Origin of the sequence: Pseudoalteromonas sp. Isolate3, from assembly GCF_022398505.1 — a bacterium.
GTDB classification, from domain to species: Bacteria; Pseudomonadota; Gammaproteobacteria; order Enterobacterales; family Alteromonadaceae; genus Pseudoalteromonas; species Pseudoalteromonas apostichopi.
In genome coordinates this window covers 1-18,426 of the sequence record NZ_JAKEVN010000088.1, presented here as the reverse complement: position 1 = coordinate 18,426, position 18,426 = coordinate 1, and the positions used below count along the sequence as shown (strand labels likewise).

18 protein-coding genes and 1 riboswitch are annotated in these 18,426 nt (G+C 41.6%); of the genes, 10 read left to right on the top strand and 8 right to left on the bottom strand.

From position 1 onward, the window contains the following. The 3 genes from L1D46_RS15225 to L1D46_RS15215 all read left to right on the top strand — a co-directional run. Positions 1-194 (top strand): hypothetical protein (locus L1D46_RS15225; RefSeq protein WP_239977796.1); only part of this gene is annotated, 194 nt, incomplete at its 5' end. Then, the gene (gene typA, locus L1D46_RS15220; protein ID WP_130049997.1) at positions 148-1,971 is read left to right on the top strand and encodes a translational GTPase TypA; all 1,824 of its coding nucleotides are present in this window, start codon (positions 148-150) and stop codon (positions 1,969-1,971) included. The genes L1D46_RS15225 and typA, both read left to right, overlap by 47 nt. A gap of 492 nt (positions 1,972-2,463) precedes the next feature. Continuing rightward, positions 2,464-2,889: a BLUF domain-containing protein gene (locus tag L1D46_RS15215; protein WP_130049995.1), complete on the top strand. Its 426-nt coding sequence runs from the start codon at positions 2,464-2,466 to the stop codon at positions 2,887-2,889. A gap of 15 nt (positions 2,890-2,904) precedes the next feature. Here L1D46_RS15215 and L1D46_RS15210 read toward each other — a convergent pair whose 3' ends face one another. Together L1D46_RS15210 and L1D46_RS15205 are read right to left on the bottom strand one after the other, a co-directional pair. After that, positions 2,905-3,996: an MBL fold metallo-hydrolase gene (locus tag L1D46_RS15210; RefSeq protein ID WP_130049994.1), complete on the bottom strand. Its 1,092-nt coding sequence runs from the start codon at positions 3,994-3,996 to the stop codon at positions 2,905-2,907. A 133-nt stretch (positions 3,997-4,129) separates the two neighbouring features. Continuing rightward, positions 4,130-4,786 carry a DUF2959 domain-containing protein gene (locus tag L1D46_RS15205; protein ID WP_130049993.1) on the bottom strand — a complete coding sequence of 219 codons (657 nt, stop codon included), beginning with the start codon at positions 4,784-4,786 and terminating at the stop codon, positions 4,130-4,132. An 86-nt stretch (positions 4,787-4,872) separates the two neighbouring features. Here L1D46_RS15205 and L1D46_RS15200 point away from each other — a divergent pair, with 86 nt between their 5' ends. The 3 genes from L1D46_RS15200 to dtd are packed head-to-tail and all read left to right on the top strand — an operon-like array spanning position 4,873 to position 7,149. Continuing rightward, the gene (locus tag L1D46_RS15200) at positions 4,873-5,745 is read left to right on the top strand and encodes a virulence factor BrkB family protein (RefSeq protein ID WP_055198935.1); all 873 of its coding nucleotides are present in this window, start codon (positions 4,873-4,875) and stop codon (positions 5,743-5,745) included. A gap of 25 nt (positions 5,746-5,770) precedes the next feature. Beyond that, the gene (locus L1D46_RS15195; protein ID WP_239977795.1) at positions 5,771-6,724 is read left to right on the top strand and encodes an alpha/beta fold hydrolase; all 954 of its coding nucleotides are present in this window, start codon (positions 5,771-5,773) and stop codon (positions 6,722-6,724) included. Then, positions 6,712-7,149, top strand: coding sequence for a D-aminoacyl-tRNA deacylase (gene dtd, locus L1D46_RS15190; RefSeq protein WP_130049991.1), 438 nt, complete (start codon positions 6,712-6,714; stop codon positions 7,147-7,149). Before L1D46_RS15195 ends, dtd begins: the two co-directional genes overlap by 13 nt. A 169-nt stretch (positions 7,150-7,318) precedes the next feature. Here dtd and L1D46_RS15185 read toward each other — a convergent pair whose 3' ends face one another. Next, on the bottom strand, positions 7,319-8,008 hold the full coding sequence (locus L1D46_RS15185) for a methyltransferase (RefSeq protein ID WP_130049990.1): 690 nt from the start codon (positions 8,006-8,008) through the stop codon (positions 7,319-7,321). Positions 8,009-8,236: 228 nt separating this feature from the next. Here L1D46_RS15185 and L1D46_RS15180 point away from each other — a divergent pair, with 228 nt between their 5' ends. Beyond that, positions 8,237-9,130: a bifunctional GNAT family N-acetyltransferase/hotdog fold thioesterase gene (locus L1D46_RS15180; protein ID WP_239977794.1), complete on the top strand. Its 894-nt coding sequence runs from the start codon at positions 8,237-8,239 to the stop codon at positions 9,128-9,130. A gap of 44 nt (positions 9,131-9,174) precedes the next feature. Here the strand turns inward: L1D46_RS15180 and L1D46_RS15175 are convergent, their stop codons facing one another. From L1D46_RS15175 to dapA, 5 genes are all read right to left on the bottom strand, one after another. Beyond that, on the bottom strand, positions 9,175-10,212 hold the full coding sequence (locus L1D46_RS15175; RefSeq protein ID WP_130049988.1) for a phospholipase A: 1,038 nt from the start codon (positions 10,210-10,212) through the stop codon (positions 9,175-9,177). Positions 10,213-10,398: 186 nt separating this feature from the next. After that, positions 10,399-11,517 carry a succinylglutamate desuccinylase/aspartoacylase family protein gene (locus L1D46_RS15170; protein WP_239977793.1) on the bottom strand — a complete coding sequence of 373 codons (1,119 nt, stop codon included), beginning with the start codon at positions 11,515-11,517 and terminating at the stop codon, positions 10,399-10,401. A gap of 5 nt (positions 11,518-11,522) precedes the next feature. Further along, positions 11,523-12,728: a PLP-dependent decarboxylase gene (locus L1D46_RS15165; RefSeq protein ID WP_239977792.1), complete on the bottom strand. Its 1,206-nt coding sequence runs from the start codon at positions 12,726-12,728 to the stop codon at positions 11,523-11,525. After that, positions 12,728-13,468 carry a 2,3,4,5-tetrahydropyridine-2,6-dicarboxylate N-succinyltransferase gene (locus L1D46_RS15160; RefSeq protein WP_130049985.1) on the bottom strand — a complete coding sequence of 247 codons (741 nt, stop codon included), beginning with the start codon at positions 13,466-13,468 and terminating at the stop codon, positions 12,728-12,730. The genes L1D46_RS15165 and L1D46_RS15160 overlap by 1 nt, the downstream gene beginning before the upstream one ends. Before the next feature lie 14 nt (positions 13,469-13,482). Further along, positions 13,483-14,367: a 4-hydroxy-tetrahydrodipicolinate synthase gene (gene dapA / locus L1D46_RS15155; RefSeq protein ID WP_130049984.1), complete on the bottom strand. Its 885-nt coding sequence runs from the start codon at positions 14,365-14,367 to the stop codon at positions 13,483-13,485. Positions 14,368-14,504: 137 nt separating this feature from the next. After that, positions 14,505-14,701: riboswitch (Lysine riboswitch) on the bottom strand. 183 nt (positions 14,702-14,884) lie between these two features. Here dapA and L1D46_RS15150 point away from each other — a divergent pair. From L1D46_RS15150 to L1D46_RS15140, 3 genes are all read left to right on the top strand, one after another. After that, a complete protein-coding gene (locus L1D46_RS15150; RefSeq protein WP_130052214.1) occupies positions 14,885-15,580 on the top strand; it encodes a DNA-3-methyladenine glycosylase I in 696 nt (231 codons plus the stop codon). An 8-nt stretch (positions 15,581-15,588) separates the two neighbouring features. Then, complete coding sequence (locus L1D46_RS15145; protein WP_239977791.1) at positions 15,589-17,001, top strand: protein adenylyltransferase SelO family protein; 1,413 nt, start codon at positions 15,589-15,591, stop codon at positions 16,999-17,001. 325 nt (positions 17,002-17,326) lie between these two features. Beyond that, positions 17,327-18,385: an OmpA family protein gene (locus L1D46_RS15140; protein ID WP_130049982.1), complete on the top strand. Its 1,059-nt coding sequence runs from the start codon at positions 17,327-17,329 to the stop codon at positions 18,383-18,385. Positions 18,386-18,426 lie beyond the last annotated feature (41 nt).

The following is an 18,426-nucleotide window of genomic DNA, read 5'->3' as shown; positions in this document are numbered from 1 at the left end:
AATTTATATTGGATAAACTTTCATCCATGCCATTATTAAGGGATAATATGCGCCCTTTTAAATCCTATGCTGGGACATCTGGTGAAAACGCAGGTGACTGCGTAGATCTTGCAGGATCAATGAGATTCAATTTCTCTGAGAAAAAATATGAGCATCGAAAAGTTAAGAAATATAGCGATTATCGCCCACGTTGACCACGGTAAAACAACTTTGGTTGATAAACTGCTTGAGCAATCAGGCACATTAGAAACGCGCGGCGGTAACGAAGAGCGCGTAATGGACTCAAACGACATTGAGAAAGAGCGTGGTATTACCATTTTAGCTAAGAACACAGCTATTTCTTGGAACGACTACCATATCAATATCGTAGACACCCCAGGACACGCCGACTTCGGTGGTGAAGTAGAGCGCGTACTTTCGATGGCTGACTCAGTATTACTACTTGTTGATGCTCAAGAAGGTCCAATGCCGCAAACGCGTTTCGTAACGCAAAAAGCATTCGCACAAGGTTTAACGCCGATTGTTGTTATCAACAAAATCGACAAACCAGGTGCACGTCCTGACTGGGTTATGGACCAAGTTTTCGATTTATTCGATAACCTAGGTGCAACTGACGAACAGTTAGACTTTAAAGTAATCTATGCATCAGCGATCAACGGCTGGGCAACAATGGATTTAGACGAGCCATCAGATAACATGGAACCAATGTTCAAGATGATCGTTGACGAAGTATCTCCACCGGATGCAGATCCTGAAGGTGCTTTCCAAATGCAAATTTCTCAGCTTGACTACAACTCATACATCGGTGTTATCGGTGTAGGTCGTATCAAGCGTGGTACTGTTCGTCCTAACCAACAAGTAACAATTGTTAGTGCAGACGGTACTAAGCGTAACGGTAAAGTTGGCCAAGTAATGAGCTACTTAGGCCTTGAGCGTCATGAAGCAGAATCTGCAGGCGCGGGTGACATCATTGCTATCACAGGTCTTGGTGAGCTGAAAATCTCAGACACTATCTGTGATGTAAATACCGTTGAAGCATTACCACCGCTAAGCGTTGATGAGCCTACAGTAACAATGACGTTCTCTGTAAACACATCACCATTTGCTGGTAAAGAAGGTAAATTCGTAACTTCACGTAACATCCTTGAGCGTTTACAAGCTGAGCTTGTACACAACGTAGCACTACGTGTTGAAGAAACTGACAATCCAGATAGCTTCCGTGTTTCTGGTCGTGGTGAGTTACACTTAGGTATCTTAATCGAGAACATGCGTCGTGAAGGTTACGAGCTTGCGGTTTCTCGTCCACAAGTAATCCTTCGTGAAGTTGATGGTCAAAAAGAAGAGCCATACGAAACACTTACAATCGACTGTCAAGAAGAGCACCAAGGTTCTATCATGGAACAAATTGGTCTTCGTAAGGGTGAACTAACAGACATGTCTCCAGATGGTAAAGGCCGTGTACGTATGGACTTTATGATCCCAAGCCGTGGCTTAATTGGTTTCCAAACTGAATTCATGACATTAACGTCTGGTTCTGGTCTTCTTTACCACACATTCGATCACTACGGTCCACATAAAGGCGGTACTATCGGTGCGCGTAAGAATGGTGTAATGATTGCAAACGCAACAGGTAAAGCACTTACTAACGCATTATTCAACTTACAAGACCGCGGTAAGTTATTCATCGGTCACGGTGTTGAAGTTTACGAAGGTATGGTTATCGGTATCCACAGCCGTGATAACGACCTAACAGTAAACGCACTTAAAGGTAAGCAACTTACTAACGTTCGTGCATCTGGTACAGATGAAGCACAAACGTTAACACCACCACTTAACTATACGCTTGAACAAGCGATTGAATTCATCGATGATGATGAGTTAGTGGAAGTTACACCTCAGAGCATCCGTATTCGTAAACGTCACTTAACTGAAAGTGAGCGTAAACGTGCGAGTCGTGCAGCTAAAGACTAATAAGGTCTTTTAGTTTTTCAAAATTAAAACCGCCGTATTGAAAAATACGGCGGTTTTTTGTTGTATGATTAGCCGTCAGCCGTCAGCCGTCAGCCGTCAGCCGTCAGCCGTCAGCCGTCAGCCGTCAGCCGTCAGATCGCAAGTGACTTACACTATGTGTCGCAACTAATGTCCCAACCTGAGTGGGATGGTAATCCTGACCTTGATATTACTTTTCTTGTTGGCGTAATATTTCGTACCACAGTGATTAATGTTTTATCGCTACCTACAGGAATTTTAGGAAAATATTTCCATAACAAAGTTAATGCCACTGGAATTTAGCCTAAGCTCATTCACTAGGAGTGAATTGTTCCAACATTGCTATTAGAGCTATAGCTTTGCTTATTTTTTGTATTTCTAACCTAACTATTTAGTTTAATGAGCAACTCGCAACTTTTTACTAACCCCCCCACTTGTACTATCTTTTCTAAATCTACCTTGCAGGAGAGTAAGATGTATTTAGTTAGACTGATTTACACAAGTGAAATTAGCGATGGATTTGGACCTAATGACATCGAAAATATTCTAGAGAAAGCTAAACAGAATAATGCTAAATGTAATGTAACAGGGCTACTTTGTTTTAATAGTTCTCATTTTATGCAATGCCTCGAAGGGTCACGAAAAGCAGTGAATGAGACTTATCATCGTATTCTTAATGACAAGCGTCATCGTAATATTATCATGCTGAATTATTGTGAAATTTATGAAAGGGAATTTGAAAATTGGTCTATGGGTTATATTCCTTACACTAAACAAGTAAGCCCTATTAATCTTAAATATTCAGGGACCAGCGAATTTAACCCATTAGCCATGTCTGCAGGAAGCGCGCATAAACTTATGCTAGCTTTACGTGACTCATTGCTCAAACATACGATGTAATGCTTGCAGGTGTCACTACAGTGACACTTGCTCGCCTTCATTTAATATGTAAAGAGGAACTTGGCTGTTCATCTGCTTTTGCATATGTAGTAATCTCAATAACGCAGAGTGACTCGAGTGATCACCCATTTGCCAGCTTGAGTTGCCATAACCCCATGGGATCATCACTTTACAGCTTAGTTCCTCTGCCGCGTTTAATGCATCTTCTGGCGTTGTGTGAACATAACGATACCATTTGCCATTTTCTTCATGGTAATAGGAAGCTATCGGCAGCAAACACACATCAATCTCGCCATATTTTTGGTTAATATCTTGAAAATGTTTTGAGTAACCGGTATCGCCAGCAAAAAATAAGGTTTTACCATTTTGTTCTAGTAACCAGCCATTCCAGAGATCTTTGTTGTGGTCGTCGTAAATGAAAGGCACCATAATACGGCTACTAAAATGGTGCGCTGGCACCGCATTAACAGTTAAGTCATTAATTTGTGTACTTGCGTACCATGCCATTTCTGAAATATTAAAGCCACCCGTCGGGAAGTTATCTGCAAACCCTAATGGCACTAAATAGCGCGGAGCATTGCCAATTTCTTCTATATCCGCTTTGTTAAAATGGTCATAGTGAATATGTGAGTACATTACCGCATCTAAGCCATTAAGTTGTACTTTTGATGGCCAAAAACCGGGTTTGCGATAGATGCCCCCTGCTAGCTTAAAGGCTAAGTCTACGGGTGAATCAAACTGATCCTTAACAGGGTCAAACAACAGCTGTTCACCATTGGGTGACTGAATATAAAAGCTAGCATGGCCTAACCAACGAACCTTAAAGCCTGAGTTGATTGCAGGTACATTTTGCTGTGCTTGATATTGGCATTGTGAGTTGCTGTCGTCGCACACGAGTAGTTCTGACGCTTCATAGCAATTGTCAGTGCAGGTTGTTGGGTATTCTTTATCACCAGGATAAAGGTTGTGGTAGCGACCTTCGTACTCACCCTCGGTTTTTAATGGAGTGATGGTGCCTTCACCGGCAATAACATTAACAGTGTTTGAATTACTGCATGCACTCAAGAGTGCTGCTGCAATAAGTGTTGAGAGAGTTTTTAAATGCATACCATGTTTACTTTTTATTCTTTGCCGTGAGTTTAGCAAAATAAAATTTAAGATAAATCATTAAAAAGTAACAAGAGGTTACACAAAAAAGCCTACGTTTAAGTAGGCTTTTGTTACTAATAGCTTGAGTTGGTTAGCCCGCTTTATTCATTTGCTCAATGAACTTATTAGAGTCTTCAATTGATTTGTTCATGTCGTCCATTAACACTTTTATATCGCGTTTTAGGCTTGTGAACTCACCTTTGATTGCAGTAACAGCCTGCGCATTGAGGTTATGTTTTAAATACAGAACATTATCATGTAGTGATGATAATACCGGCTCCATTTTGCTTTCTGCACTGCGCATTGAGCGAAGTAGTTGATCAAATTGGCGCTTAGTTGCATTGAGCTTTTTGCTGCTTTCACGTTTTAGTGAGGCGCTTTTGTATTGCTCTAGCTCATCGGCCCATTCATCAAATAGGGCTTCAGCTACATCTTCTACTTTATTGATGTTACTTGTTACATCATTCGCTGCCGCTAAGCTCGACTCGTAGTCATCATTAAGTTGATTGTAGGCATCTTGTAGTTCACCACCTTCAAAGTTGATTAGTGTGGTTAATCTATCTAATGCTGATTGAAACTCTTCTTGCGATTCTTGCTGCGCCTCTTTTGTTTCTTCTACGCGATCAACTAATATGTCGCGCTTATGCACACCGACAGACTCCATGGCTGAGTAATAAGCTGACTGACAGCCTGTTAATGCCATTGTTACTGCAAATAGTGGTGCACTTAAAAGTGTCAGTTTTTTCATTGAGAATCCTTTTTAGGTACCTGTCATTTCAAATTATGTGGTGGATTGCTATGATTATCAAAACATTTTAGCAGAAATTAGATTCTATGGATGAGAAGCTCAGTCGTTATAAGCTGCAAATAAGCATTTTCTTGAAGCAACAACCTACTTGGTGGATGCAGTATCTTAATCGTTGTATTGACGATCAAATCACTGTAAATGCTGGTTATTTGGCTTATGTAACCCTGTTATCAATCGTACCTTTAGTCGCTGTCGGTGTGGCAATCTTTTCTGCTTTTCCTGGGTTCGAAAGCACATTGGTGACCATAGAAAACTTTTTGTTTACTAATCTTGTGCCGACCTCTACAGATGTAATTAAAGAGCATATCAGTGCTTTTGCAGGTAATGCTAATAAAATGACTGCTGTCGGTGTGGGCTTTTTAGCAGCGGTTTCCTTACTACTTATCCGGAATGTTGATGCTACATTAAACCGAATTTGGCGTATTAAGAAAAAACGCCCAATGATGATTTCGTTTGCCGTATACTGGATGGTGCTCAGTTTAGGCCCTGTACTACTAGGTGCAAGTATTGGTGTGACCTCATACATTGTCTCTTTAGTGTCATTTGCTGATCAGGGGATTCCCGGATTTAGCGGCTTTTTATTGAAATTATTACCTTACATAATTTCAATGATTGGCTTCATTATGCTCTATACTTTAGTTCCTAACACACGAGTTCCATTTAGAGCGGCAATTCCAGGCGCTTTGTTTGCAGCTATGTTGTTTGAGCTGACAAAAAAAGGCTTTGCTTTGTACATCAGTCACTTCCCATCGTACGAGGTTATTTATGGGGCGTTGGCAACAATACCTATTCTGTTTGTATGGGTGTATTTGTCGTGGATTGTCGTATTACTCGGTGCAGAATTTACTGTATGTATCAGCCCTGAGAATATTGAGGACACGCCTGATATAGAGGTTTAAATATACTGCACCTAAGGAGAGCGAGGTGCAGTTACATCCACATTATGTTGCTAACCGTGACTATCATTTGAGTGTTGGTGATGGTCATCAAATCCATGTTCAAGAATATGGTGCGTCTACGGGAATTGCAGTGGTGTTATGTCATGGCGGTCCTGGCGCGGGGCTGTGCCCAGAAAATTGCCGCTTTTTCGACTTAGAACGTTTTCGGGTGATCATGTTCAGCCAGCGTGGCTGTGGTCATTCTTCACCTCATGATATATCTAAAAATACCACTTCCGAATTAGTCGCAGACCTTGAGTTGTTACGCAACCAGTTAGGTATTGATAAGTGGCTTGTTTGTGGCGAATCTTGGGGCGCCACGTTGGCACTTGTATACGCAATAAATCATCGGGAACATATTGCAGGACTTATTTTACGGGCCAGCTTTCTAGCTTGTAATAGCGACTTTGAATGGCTCTATACAAAAAATGGAGCCGGCGCGCATTTTTATCCAGAGTGCTTCAATGAGTTTGCGCACAATTACTCCGATTGGCATGCCTTACTCGATTTTTATCAGCAACAGTTAAACAGTGACGATCAAATAAAAGCAAGTAAATTTGCCAAACTATGGTGTCATTGGGAACAGGTGCTGTGCCATGGTGAGCCATTAACAAACTGGGGTTTACAAGAGCCCCATGTAGGGTTAAATCAAGCAAGGTTAATGGTGCATTATTTTCGTAATCACTGCTTTATCGAAGAGGCCTTTATCGCAGAAAATGCACATTTACTTACTCATTTACCTATTTGGTTTATTCATGGCCGCGCCGATTTGATCTGTCGATATAGTGCGGTACAGCAGCTTGCTGAACAGTTAAATGCACAATTATTGATTTTAGATGGCATTGGGCACAGCAGCGATAATCAGGTATATTTGGCGGCAATGCGACGTGCCGCAGATTTAATGTATATCAAGTTATCGAGGGATCAATGCAAGGCTTAATTCAAAGAGTAAAACAGGCAAAAGTAGAAGTGGCAGGCGAGGTAGTGGGTGAAATTTCACAAGGTATTTTGTTGTTATTAGGTGTTGAAAAACAAGACACCGAGCAAAGCGCTCAGAAGCTTTTACATAAAGTCAGTAATTACCGCATTTTTACCGACGAACAAGGAAAGATGAATTTAAGTTTGAAGGATATTAAGGGTGAGCTATTAGTGGTTTCGCAGTTTACGTTAGCAGCTGACACTAAAAAGGGCATGCGTCCGAGCTTCTCAAGTGCTGGCACACCTGAACAAGCAAATACGCTCTATGAGTATTTTATCGCTGAAGCTAAAAAATCGGGCCTAACAGTCGCTGCTGGGCGTTTTGGTGCTGATATGCAAGTAAGCTTATGCAACGATGGTCCAGTTACTTTTAATTTAGCTGTGTAATACCAACTCGCAATAATACTTAATCATTTTGAGGGATTAAACCTGTCGCTAACTGCGTTAAAAATTTCTCATTTAGAACAACTAAATAACGAAATTTTTGCCTTGTTATCAACGAGGTTTTATTGACTCAAAATAGACTACTTAATTAAGCGGGTTGGTATAAGTATTTTTACTTTTTGATCATCACTATGTGGTTCACATAGTCTGGGATTTTCACAATACTTGGGCGCTTACCAAACTCGGTGATCAGTAGGTGCTCAAGTTGCTTTAGTTGCGATGGGTGATTAGATAAAAAATTAATAAACAATAAACCACCTTTTGCCATTGCAGCTCTTAATTTAGTGTAAAACTGGTGCTTATATAAAAATAGCGGTGCGTCTACTTCACTGAATAAATCTAAGATAATCCAATTGTATTTGTTATTTTGCTCTAAAACTTGTTGCGCATCAAAACAGTGTAGATTATTGGCATGATCGCCACCAAAGTAGCGTTTATAGCAGTGGATTATGTCGGGATTTTTATCAACTGATGTCAGCTGGCTGTCGGGGTAGGTGTGCTGTAAGTAGTTACGAATAGCACCGCCACCTAACCCTAATTCTAAAATTTTTTTAGGCTCTTCTAAGTCTTGCCAAAGCTTTGCAAGGTATTGTAAATGAGGAAAAAGCAACCTCGCAGGGCGACGTTTCTCAATGACGGATTGTAGAGTTTCGTTGATCAGTAACCAGCGTAATTGGTTAAGTTGTCTAACTTGAATACTGTAATTGCCTTGCTTATGCCAATAGATGAGTTGCCCTAATCGGTGGCAGTCCTCAATAAAACTATGTTTTACTGCGCCACTGGGTTCAATAAAATGTTCCATATTTCGGGCCTTTAGCTATTTATTTATAAAAATAAGACAATTATTTCAGCATAGACCAGTAGGCATAAAGTGCAATTGTGCATTAGTTTTTACAGCTTGGAATAATAATTTAGACTGGGTCACCAAAGTATTATTCCAACTTGTTAGAAGATCGCGTATCGTAATTCGCATTCCAAAGGCCACGTGAGAAAAACAACAGACAGTGGCTGAATTATCACAGGAGTTTTTATGTTTAAAGTGACCACCCCACAAAGCAGCGAAGATTGGCAAGCGTATTATTCACTACGTTGGCAGGTTTTAAGAGCGCCTTGGGGCGAGCCGCGTGGTTCTGAGCAAGATGACTTGGAGCAAGACGCAGAGCACCGCTTTATCAAAAATAATGACGGCGAAGTTTTAGGTGTAGCTCGCCTACATTTTAATAATCATCAGCAAGCGCAAGTTCGCTATATGGCGGTGGCTGAAGGTAACCGTAACCAGCATATCGGTAGTCGTTTATTACATGAATTAGAAAAAATAGCATGGACTCAAGATGCCGATGAATTGGTATTGTTTGCTCGTGAACGCGCGCTTGATTTCTACAAGCGTCATGGCTACGAAGTAAAAGAAAAAGCGCATCTCGCGTATGACGATGTGCAGCACTGGAAAATGGTAAAACAAAAACCGTCTGAACCGGGTTGGTTTCGTCATCCAAACTGGACACAAGTACTACAAAATACTTGGCGTGAGTCGATTCCAATCAGTGATGCGATGGGGATTAAAGTTGAAAGCTATACTGATTGGCAGTTTACTACTCGTGCTGATTTAGATGCGAACTTAAACCTTCATAATACAATGTTTGCTGGTTCTATTTATAGTTTAGCAACGCTAACAGGGTGGGGAACAACTTACCTTGCGCTGAAAGAAGCAGGCCTTGAAGGAAATATCGTGTTAGCTGATGCTAATATTAAATACCTCAAGCCACTGAATAACGACCCTCGCGGGAGCGTTGAATTGGCTGGTTGTAAAGGTAAGTTAGCGGATTTAGAGTCTAATGGTAAAGCAAGCTACCATGTGCCAGTAAATGTATACGATGGTGATGTGTTAGTAGCAGAATTTGAAGGTCACTTCATCGTTAAAAAATAACGACTATTTAGAGCGAGCTAACTAAAGCTCGCTCTTTATTACAGTTAAAGCAAGTCAGTTAACAGAATACCGACACCAAAGCGTTCAATATCAGCATTGTAGTCAATCAAGCTCTCGCCATAGCCATTAAAGTATTGTGCGTAACCACGTAACCTGCCCCAAAGAGGAAAAGACCAATCTAACTGGATTGCACCACGGTTATCTGAGTTTAAGTTATTACGCGTCATAAAGCTGAATTCATGCTCGTTGTAACGGTATGCACCTGAGAATTCAAAATAACCCATGTATTTGTAGATATCTGGATTATCATCGCCACGTGCTTTTAGCTCATCATCTTTTTTATCTTCAGGAATGCGATACCACGGCTTAAAGCTAAATACAAAGCCATCTTTTTCCCATAAGAAATCAGCATAGATACGGTTCCACGAGCGTGAATTAGGTTGGCTTCGACCATTAGATTGATGCGAGGCACCAATTGCGATTGCCATTTCATCACCCCACAGTACATGCTCAGGATCAAGATAGTTCATCCAGAATATCTCCGGTTCGTAATTGGTTTCACGAAATGGTGATGAAATATCTTTGTTATAAAACTGCCAAAACGACTGCAATGTAAAAGCAAAAAAGATACCTTGGTCTTTATCTGAGAAGCCTTCGAAGATAGGTACTTTAATTGATAGTTGGTATTTCACTTCAAGGTTATCGAGTGGTTCGCCATCGACCTCTTCAGCAAGGTCTTTTAAACCATCAAAAGGGCGCTCATTAGGGTTAGACACGTAAGAGAGCGGTAAAATGTAGTTACGCTTATGTGGAGTGATTACATTACGGTTTTTCTTGCTCACTTCTTCACGAGCTTTGCGTTTGTCTAAAGCCGTGAGCTTTTTGCTCTCGTCTAAGTCAGAGCACTTTTTACGAAGTTCTTCGAGTGTTTGTTTACCGTCACCGCCAATAGCTTCGTTCAAAATACACTGCTTTACGAGTTCTAGCGCGTCATCTTGTTCGTTAGTTTGTGGTTGTTCAGTTTGAGCGAATACAGGTACAGAAAATAAGCCAGCGGCTGCCAGCCAAATGCGCCATCCCATTGCAGTTCCCTTTCAGTAGACTTGTAAGTAGGTATAATTATAACGATTTTTACATAAGTAACCGTGAACTTGTACTGAATTGTTGAAATTTTGGGTAAATAGAGAGCCCCAAGCTAAGCTTGGAGCTCTACTGTAACGGCCTAAGGGCATAAGCCGTCGACTCTCACGCAATGAGAAGGTGTGAGCTTATAGCTCAAATATGTTTGTAAAAAACTTATAAAGTTCAGTACCTTGATTCACGCTTGCTGAAGCAAAATGCAAAATAGCGATGGCGTCTTTATCAAAACTTAATGTTTGAAGAGGTTGCTCAGAAAGGTAGCGCTCCATTCTTAAAATGTGGGCTATAGGCTCGCCTGCTTTTACATGGCCTCCAAGCGGGGCAAGATATTCCACCATGCCACCCATAGGCGCATAGTAAGCAACATAATCTTCAAGCATACAGGCATAGCGTGTTATCGCTTTTGGTTTATAAGCAGCATCCACAAATACCTCTTTGTGAGTGAGGTAACTTAAAATACTATTTGCATCTTCAAGGGCTGCACTTAAATCGATTTTTTCTTGGCTACCTAATTCAACGGTAAATGCTTCAACTTGAACTGCAAATTCACGGCCTTGTTTGGCAAGTTCTTCAGAAAGCGACCACCAAGGACAGAAGCTCGCTTCATCCATCGCTCCATCAAAGTCACTTGGGATCAATAAGATATGTTCAATGTTGAAATAGCTTGCGCTGTCTTTGGCATATTCTGGGCAATAGAGGTGCTGACTTGAGATAGGTCCTGTGTGTAGGTCTAAAACAATATCCGCCTGATGCGCAAGCTTTTGCAGGTTCAGAGCAATGCGCTTACCTGTTGTTAAGCTGTAGTCAGGACCGGTTAGTTGGCTGTCGATGTCAGTAACGAGTGCCTCTTTGAATGCAGCTTTAAGAGTCGCATCATCACTGCCTTTGTGCAGTTCAGCAATCTGTGAGGGTAATGCTTTGTTAAAGCGGTACATGCGGTTCCAGTTGGTACCAGTAATTGGATCGAAGCGACCTAGAGTAAACTCACCTGATTTTTGGTTACAACCAATTGGGTTGGCATAAGGCACAAGAGTAATGTCGCCACGTAGCTTTAGAGATTTTAGCTGTTCAAGTAACTGATAAATTACTGCATTACCTTGTACTTCTGCGCCATGCATATTAGCTTGTATATACACGCTTGGTCCTGTGCCATCGCCTTTTAAGCGATACACAGGGATTGTCAGTGGAAGGCCGTTGGCAATCTCGCCAACCACAATATTCTCTTGGCTGATTAGTTCTTTACTCATGGCGATTACCTTAAATAATAGCTAGCATCTTCAACGCTACGGATGCACTCAATACTGCCTTGTTCAAGGATGTATTCAGCCGCTAATTCGTGGCATAAAAAGTACGGCATACTTTCGGTAAAGCCGTATGCGCCACACTGGCTGAATACCAACCAGTCTTGCTCATTTAAATCGCTAGCTAAGAGGTGCTCACCTAAGCAATCAAGCGCGGTGCAAAGTGGGCCGTATAACGTCATTGCTGCAGGCTCAGCCGTCGATTCGCGTAGTAACGCCGCAGGAAAATCTTGGCTTGTCACAGCTGGGCGAAGTAAATGGTTAATACCGCCTGATAAAATCACCTGCTGTTGATTGTAATTTTCTTTACGCTCAACAATCGGCGTTACGTAATGACCACATTCGCCCACTGCATAGCGACCAAGTTCCATCCAAAGCTCATTGACACCGGCATCCGCTTTAATGCTCGCCAGAGTCTCGATAAGTGCAGACCAATCAAGTCGGTTAGCATCTTGAGTATAAGGAATGCCTAGGCCACCACCCAAATCGAGAACATTAAGGTTAATATTTAATGAGTTAGCGAGTCGTTGTAATGGCTCAATCATGGCACGCCATAGCTCAGCGAGTTTATCGGTGCTGAGCATGTTGCCCCATTGGAAAATATGCAGACCATCAAAGTTAAGTGCTGGGTAATTACTTACTGTTAGTGCTTGCCATTCATCACAGCCCAAACCAAAGGGGGTGAGACTATCGCCGCCAAGTGGGTTCTTTTCACTGTCTGGCCAACGTAGTTGTACACGCAATAATACTTGCAGCTGGCAATTTGCTTTTGTTGCTTGTTCGTTTAACCAGCGAACTTGGTTAATGCTCTCGGCCACAAAAGTACGTACACCGCGAGCAATAAAATGTGAAATTTGTTTAGGGCTCTTTGCAGGCCCAGTATTGAGTACGCGCTCGCTATCGATGCCTTGAGCAAGTACTTGCTCAAGTTCACCTTTACTTGCAACATCAAAATTAAACCCTGCGCTGTCTAAACATTGAATAATGCGAGACAGCGGGTTGGCCTTGACTGCGTACCAAAGTTTCACATCGGTTTGCGCCGTCAGTTGATTTAAATGTGCAGTTAATTTATCTAAATCATAGATAAAAAATGGCGTATCAAGGTGCGTTGCTACTTGTTCAACTGCTTGCTTGATGGGCGTGCTCATAAAGCTCATTAACGTAAAACCTCTTCTAACAGTAATGATGCATCGCTTTGTTCATCTCGGTATTTCACGATCAATGCACAAGACATGCTTAGGCCTTGCTCACGAGCCCATGCGTTTGAAGCAGGACGAGAACCTGGGATCACAATCGCGTTTTCTGGGATTGCTTCACCTTTGTTTAACTGGCGCTCATTAATACAGTCGTAGACTGGAATGGTTGCAGATAAACGCACACCCGGCGCAAGTACCGCGCCTCTTTTCACAACTACACCTTCAACAATTACGCAGCCTGCGCCGATGAATGCATCATCCTCAATAACCACTGGGCTTGCACCAATAGGCTCAAGCACGCCACCTAATTGTACTGCTGCACTTAGGTGAACATTTTTACCCACTTGTGCACATGAACCCACTAATGCGTGGCTGTCGACCATAGTACCTTCGTCGATGAACGCGCCAATATTCACATACGCTGGTGGCATAATAATAGTGCCTTTAGCAACGTGTGCACCACGACGAACACTGCTACCACCTGGTACCATACGTACGCCTGCATCTGCTGCAAAGCCTTGTGGTGCTAAGTTGTGCTTATCAACAAAACCACCTGGGAACTCGGTGTTAGTGCCATTTTTAAATGCTTCTAAAATGCCTTGTTTAACTTCAATATTAGCATGCCAGTTGCCGTTCTCGTCTTGTGTTGCTGCGCGAACTGCGCCTGATTCTAAGTTGTTTAATAATTCTAACCAGCTCATGATAAAACCTGTTTTTAGTTCCAAGATAAAATAGTGTTATTTGCGTGGGTGATGCCGTCTGTTTGCTCAAGCTCTAAATGCGTAAGTGGCGGACGTAAATGCGGGGTATTTATTTTACCTTGCAGGTGCATCAGTACTTTTACGGGGATTGGGTTTGCTACAGCAAATAGACTTTGAATTGCTTGCGACCAATCAGTGAATAGATTTGGGTATTGACCACTTAAACAGCGTTTAACAAACTCATGGGTTTGGCTTGGCCAAGCATTAGCGGCAACCGAAACTAAACCTTTTGCACCGGCTTGAGCAAAATACGGCATAAGTGCATCATCGCCACTGAAAATGGCAAGTTTTGGCGATGCCGTTCTAAAGCCTTCAAACTTGCTAATATCGCCGCTGGCTTCTTTTAAAGCCCAAAGGTTTTTGTGGTCGGCAAGGTTTTTAATTACCTGTGGTGAAATTTCAACTGCGCTGCGCCCTGGTACGTTATACAACATACAAGGGTGATGACTTGCGTTAAGTAGGCTTTCAAACCAATGTGTTTGACCCACAACACCAGGTTTTGCATACAGAGGTGAGCCTAACAGGTAGCCATGAATTGGCAGCTGATTGCAGTATTCAACCCATGCAATTTGCTGCTTTAGGTTCATGCCACCCACAGCGATCATCAGTGGCACACTCGGTGCCAATTGGCAAACATGCTCGACAATGGCTTGTTGTTCTTTAAGTGAAAGCGCTAGTCCTTCACCGGTACTGCCAAGCAATAAAATGCCGTTATTTGCGGCTTGCTGTTCAGTGACCAGTTGCTCTAGGGCCGTGTAATCGACCTCGCCAGATTCAGAAAATGGCGTGACAAGCGCTGTCCATAATGGATAGTCATTTAAATCAAAATTGTTGATCATCTCTCACGAACTTATAAGGTATTCGAAGAGTATATGCGGGAACATTTGAATGGGGCCGCATGTCGTCATTCGAACAAGGTATAATTCGAAGAGCGAATGGGCTTAAAATAATAAAGACGCGACGGCCTTATTATACTAAGACCAGAAGCTCTCCACCAAACTAATCAATAGCGCTTTGCTATTGTTGGTGACAGTCGCTGGGATTCAGCCCAGTCGCCCGAAATAAGCACCTCACAAACGGTGTTACTTCTCGGCGTTAATTCCCCTCACGTATGATCAACAGAGTCTGTGCTCTTCCCATACGTTACCTGAATAACGCACCTCTTCCAGCCCTTTATGCTCGCTTTTAAGGTAAAAGCCAACATAGTTAAATAGGGTATTGGCGGCGATTAAAGCATTTTAGCCATCTAGGTGTCAAGCTGATGAGTTTGTTTTTTAGTGACCAATTTTGCAACATGGTTACGTATAACCGTGTTTTTACGTACACTTAGCGTTAACCAAATAAATTGGAAAAATGATGGAAAAATTTAACGATATTTATCAGCGAGCCGTATCTCGAAAGGGTAGCGAAGACATGCTGCGTGCACTGCTATCAAACCCGCTCGATGATACTGATATTGCCAAAATGCATGATGATTTATGGTTAGAAGAGTTTACTCGTAAAATCTTTCAAAGTGGTTTTTATTGGTCAGTTATTAACAATAAATGGGCTGGTTTTTGCGAAGTGTTTTGGGATTTTAGCATTGAAAAATTGTTAATGATGCCGCCGGATATGCTCGAGCAAAAAGCCAGTGATGAACGAATTGTTCGTAATTTTAAAAAAGTACAAACAATCCCTGAAAATGCGTATATGATCCATGAAGTCGCGGAGAAACATGGCAGCTTTAGTCAGTTTATTGCTGACTGGCCAAGTGATAATATTATTGGGTTATGGGCTTATCTCAAAAAGCATGGTGCACGTTTAGGCGGGAATACTGGCCCATACGCTTTACGGGCGCTAGGTAAAGATACCTTCTTGCTTTCTCGTGATGTAGAAGCCTACTTGCGTGCCCACGAGTTGATAGACGGTGGCTTACAAACTAAAAAGTCACTACAGTCAGCGCAAAACTTCTTCAATGAATTACAACAGCAAAGTGGCTATAGTCTGCAGGCACTTAGTCAGCTTGTTGCCTATGGTGTAGGTGATAACCGCGTAGGTGTAGCGACGCGTTAAGGAAAATTATGAAACTGCAACCTCGATACACAGACATTAGTGAACTGCTCACGATTGAAGATATGCCTAGTGCTGTAGCTGAGCCTAAATTGCTACTGTTTAATGATCAGTTAGCTGATCATTTTTCGATTAATCATGACAGCGAGTTTTTAGCTAAATTCTTAACTGGTTCAACAATAAGTAACGACGTTGCACCAGTTGCACTTGGTTACTCAGGTCATCAATTTGGTCATTTTTCACCGCGTCTGGGTGATGGCAGAGCACATTTACTTGGTGCTATTGCAGATCAAGATGGCACATTGTGGGACTTACAGCTAAAAGGCGCTGGCGCAACTGTATTTTCTCGTGGTGGTGATGGTCGCTGTGCAATTGGTCCAGCTGTACGAGAGTACATCATGAGTGAGGCACTTTATGCGCTTGGCATCGCAACTACACGCTGTTTAGCTGTGGTTACAACTGGCGAAATGGTATATCGCCAACCGCCTCGTCCAGGCGCCGTAGTTACTCGTTTAGCTAAAAGTCATATTCGTGTCGGCTCATTTCAATACTTAGCAACGCAAGGGGATATTGAAGGGCTAGAAAAGCTGGTCGATTACGCAATTAATTGTCATTTCTCTGAAATTAGCAGTGCTGGTGAGCAACGCTACATTGAGTTTTTAACTGCTGTATTAGATAAACAAGTTGAGCTGGTCGTAAGTTGGATGCGAGTTGGCTTTATACATGGTGTAATGAATACCGACAACACTTTGATTAGTGGTGAAACTATCGATTATGGCCCATGTGCGATGATGAACCAGTTTGACCTAGACACGGTGTTCAGTTCGATTGATCACCAAGGGCGCTATTCATTTGGTAATCAGCCCAATATTGCCAATTGGAATGTTGCGCGTTTAGCTGAAAGCTTGATTCCTTTATTTGATGAGCAAGATGGTGCCGTAGAAAAACTTTCGTCGGTTGTGAATGGTTTTGCTGATAAATTTAATGATGCATTTAATGCTATGTGGCAGCAGAAATTAGGGTTAGCAGGTCAGCAAGAAGGTGATCATGTTTTGGTTTCAGAATTACTTGCTTTAATGAAGCAGCATCAACTTGATTATACCAATACATTTAATGCACTCACTGAATCTTTAGTAAGTGATTTTACTGTGGATTGTAGGTTGAAAGGGTGGGTTTTAAAGTGGAAGCTAAGAACAACTGCTGAAAGTTACAGCGTCATGAGAGCCGTTAATCCTGCAGTCATCCCGCGTAATCATAATATAGAAAGCATAATAGCTGAATTTGAAAAAGCAGGTAGTAGCTTATTATTAAATGATTTTCTTGAAGTGATTTCAGAGCCATACACATACTTTAAAGAACATCAAAGTTGGTACGAGTTGCCAAGTGATGGTGACAAAAACTATCAAACTTTCTGTGGCACATAAATGATAGTTACACCTCTGAAAGAAAAAAGTTATTTATCGCTTTAAAATGTTCGTAGATTGAGCAGGACATTGACTGGTGATATCATTGATTTAAAGTAAATTATTGCTTTAAGTGGTGTTACACTACTATGCTGGTAGTTTGAAAGTTTTAATTAGTATAAATTGCCACTGAATAGATTACTTTTATTAATAGTAAAGTATTAGTAAATATAAAATATAGCTGTTTATAAAATTTCATTAAATTAGTTTTTAAGCTGCTATATAGTTTTAAGTACTCGAAATACATTAGCTTCAATAGCTTTATTGTGAAAATGGGAAGGAAATAATGAAACTAAAATCACTTACTATTGCGTTAGCACTTGCTGCAACTAGTACAACAGGCTTCGCTGCCGAAAAAGAAGGTTTTTATATTGGCGCATTCGGCGATTACTATGATAACTCTTGGGAAAATGTTCGCGATTATCCGCCAGGTGGATTAAATGTAGATGATTCAACTGGATGGGGTCTGGAATTAGGTTATCGTTTTAGCGATTATTGGAGCGCTCGTTTAGAGTACGCTGATATGGACTTCGATTGGAATGCAGAGCTTAATGATGGCACATCTGTAAGTGGTTCAGAAAGCGGCAAGCGCTACGGTATCGATGCGCTATACCATTTAGGTGGCGGCCCTTTCTACGGTATTTTCGGTCTTAAAAATCTGGATGCAGTTGACGAAGATCTAATGTTCGCAAACGTAGGTGCTGGTTACCAGCACTACTTCACAGATAACTTTGCTTTTAATGCTGAAACATCTTTATACCAAGGTCTTGATCGTGGTTATACAGATGTTGGTGCTAAACTAGGTATTAGCTATATCTTTGGCGATCAAAGTGCGCCTGCTCCGGTAGAGCCTGCACCTGTAGTCGCTGCACCAACTGACAGTGATAATGACGGTGTAATGGATGCAGATGATCAGTGTGCAAACACACCGATGACTGATGCTGTCGACAGCACTGGTTGTACTCTATATGAAGAAAAAGAGGCAACTATAACTTTACTAGTTACGTTCCCGCATGACGTTGCAGAAGTACCTAATCAATACTTTAGCGACATTGCAGATGTTGCAGCCTTTATGAAAGAAAATGAAGGTACTTCAGTAGTACTTGAAGGGCATGCATCAGCAGTTGGTGACGCTGATTACAACATGATGCTTTCTGAAAAGCGTGCTAAAGATGTTGCTGAAGAGCTAGTTAAAGACGGCATTTCTTCAGATAGAATCTCTACGGTTGGCTATGGTGAAGAGCGTTTGAAAAATAAAGCGTATACACTTGAGGCACATGCAGAGAATCGTCGCGTAGAAGCTCAAATCACGAGCGTTGAAAAAGTTAAAGTACTTCGTAAGTAAGTTATTATATTTAAGGTAGAAATTCCTTATTTAATTAATAA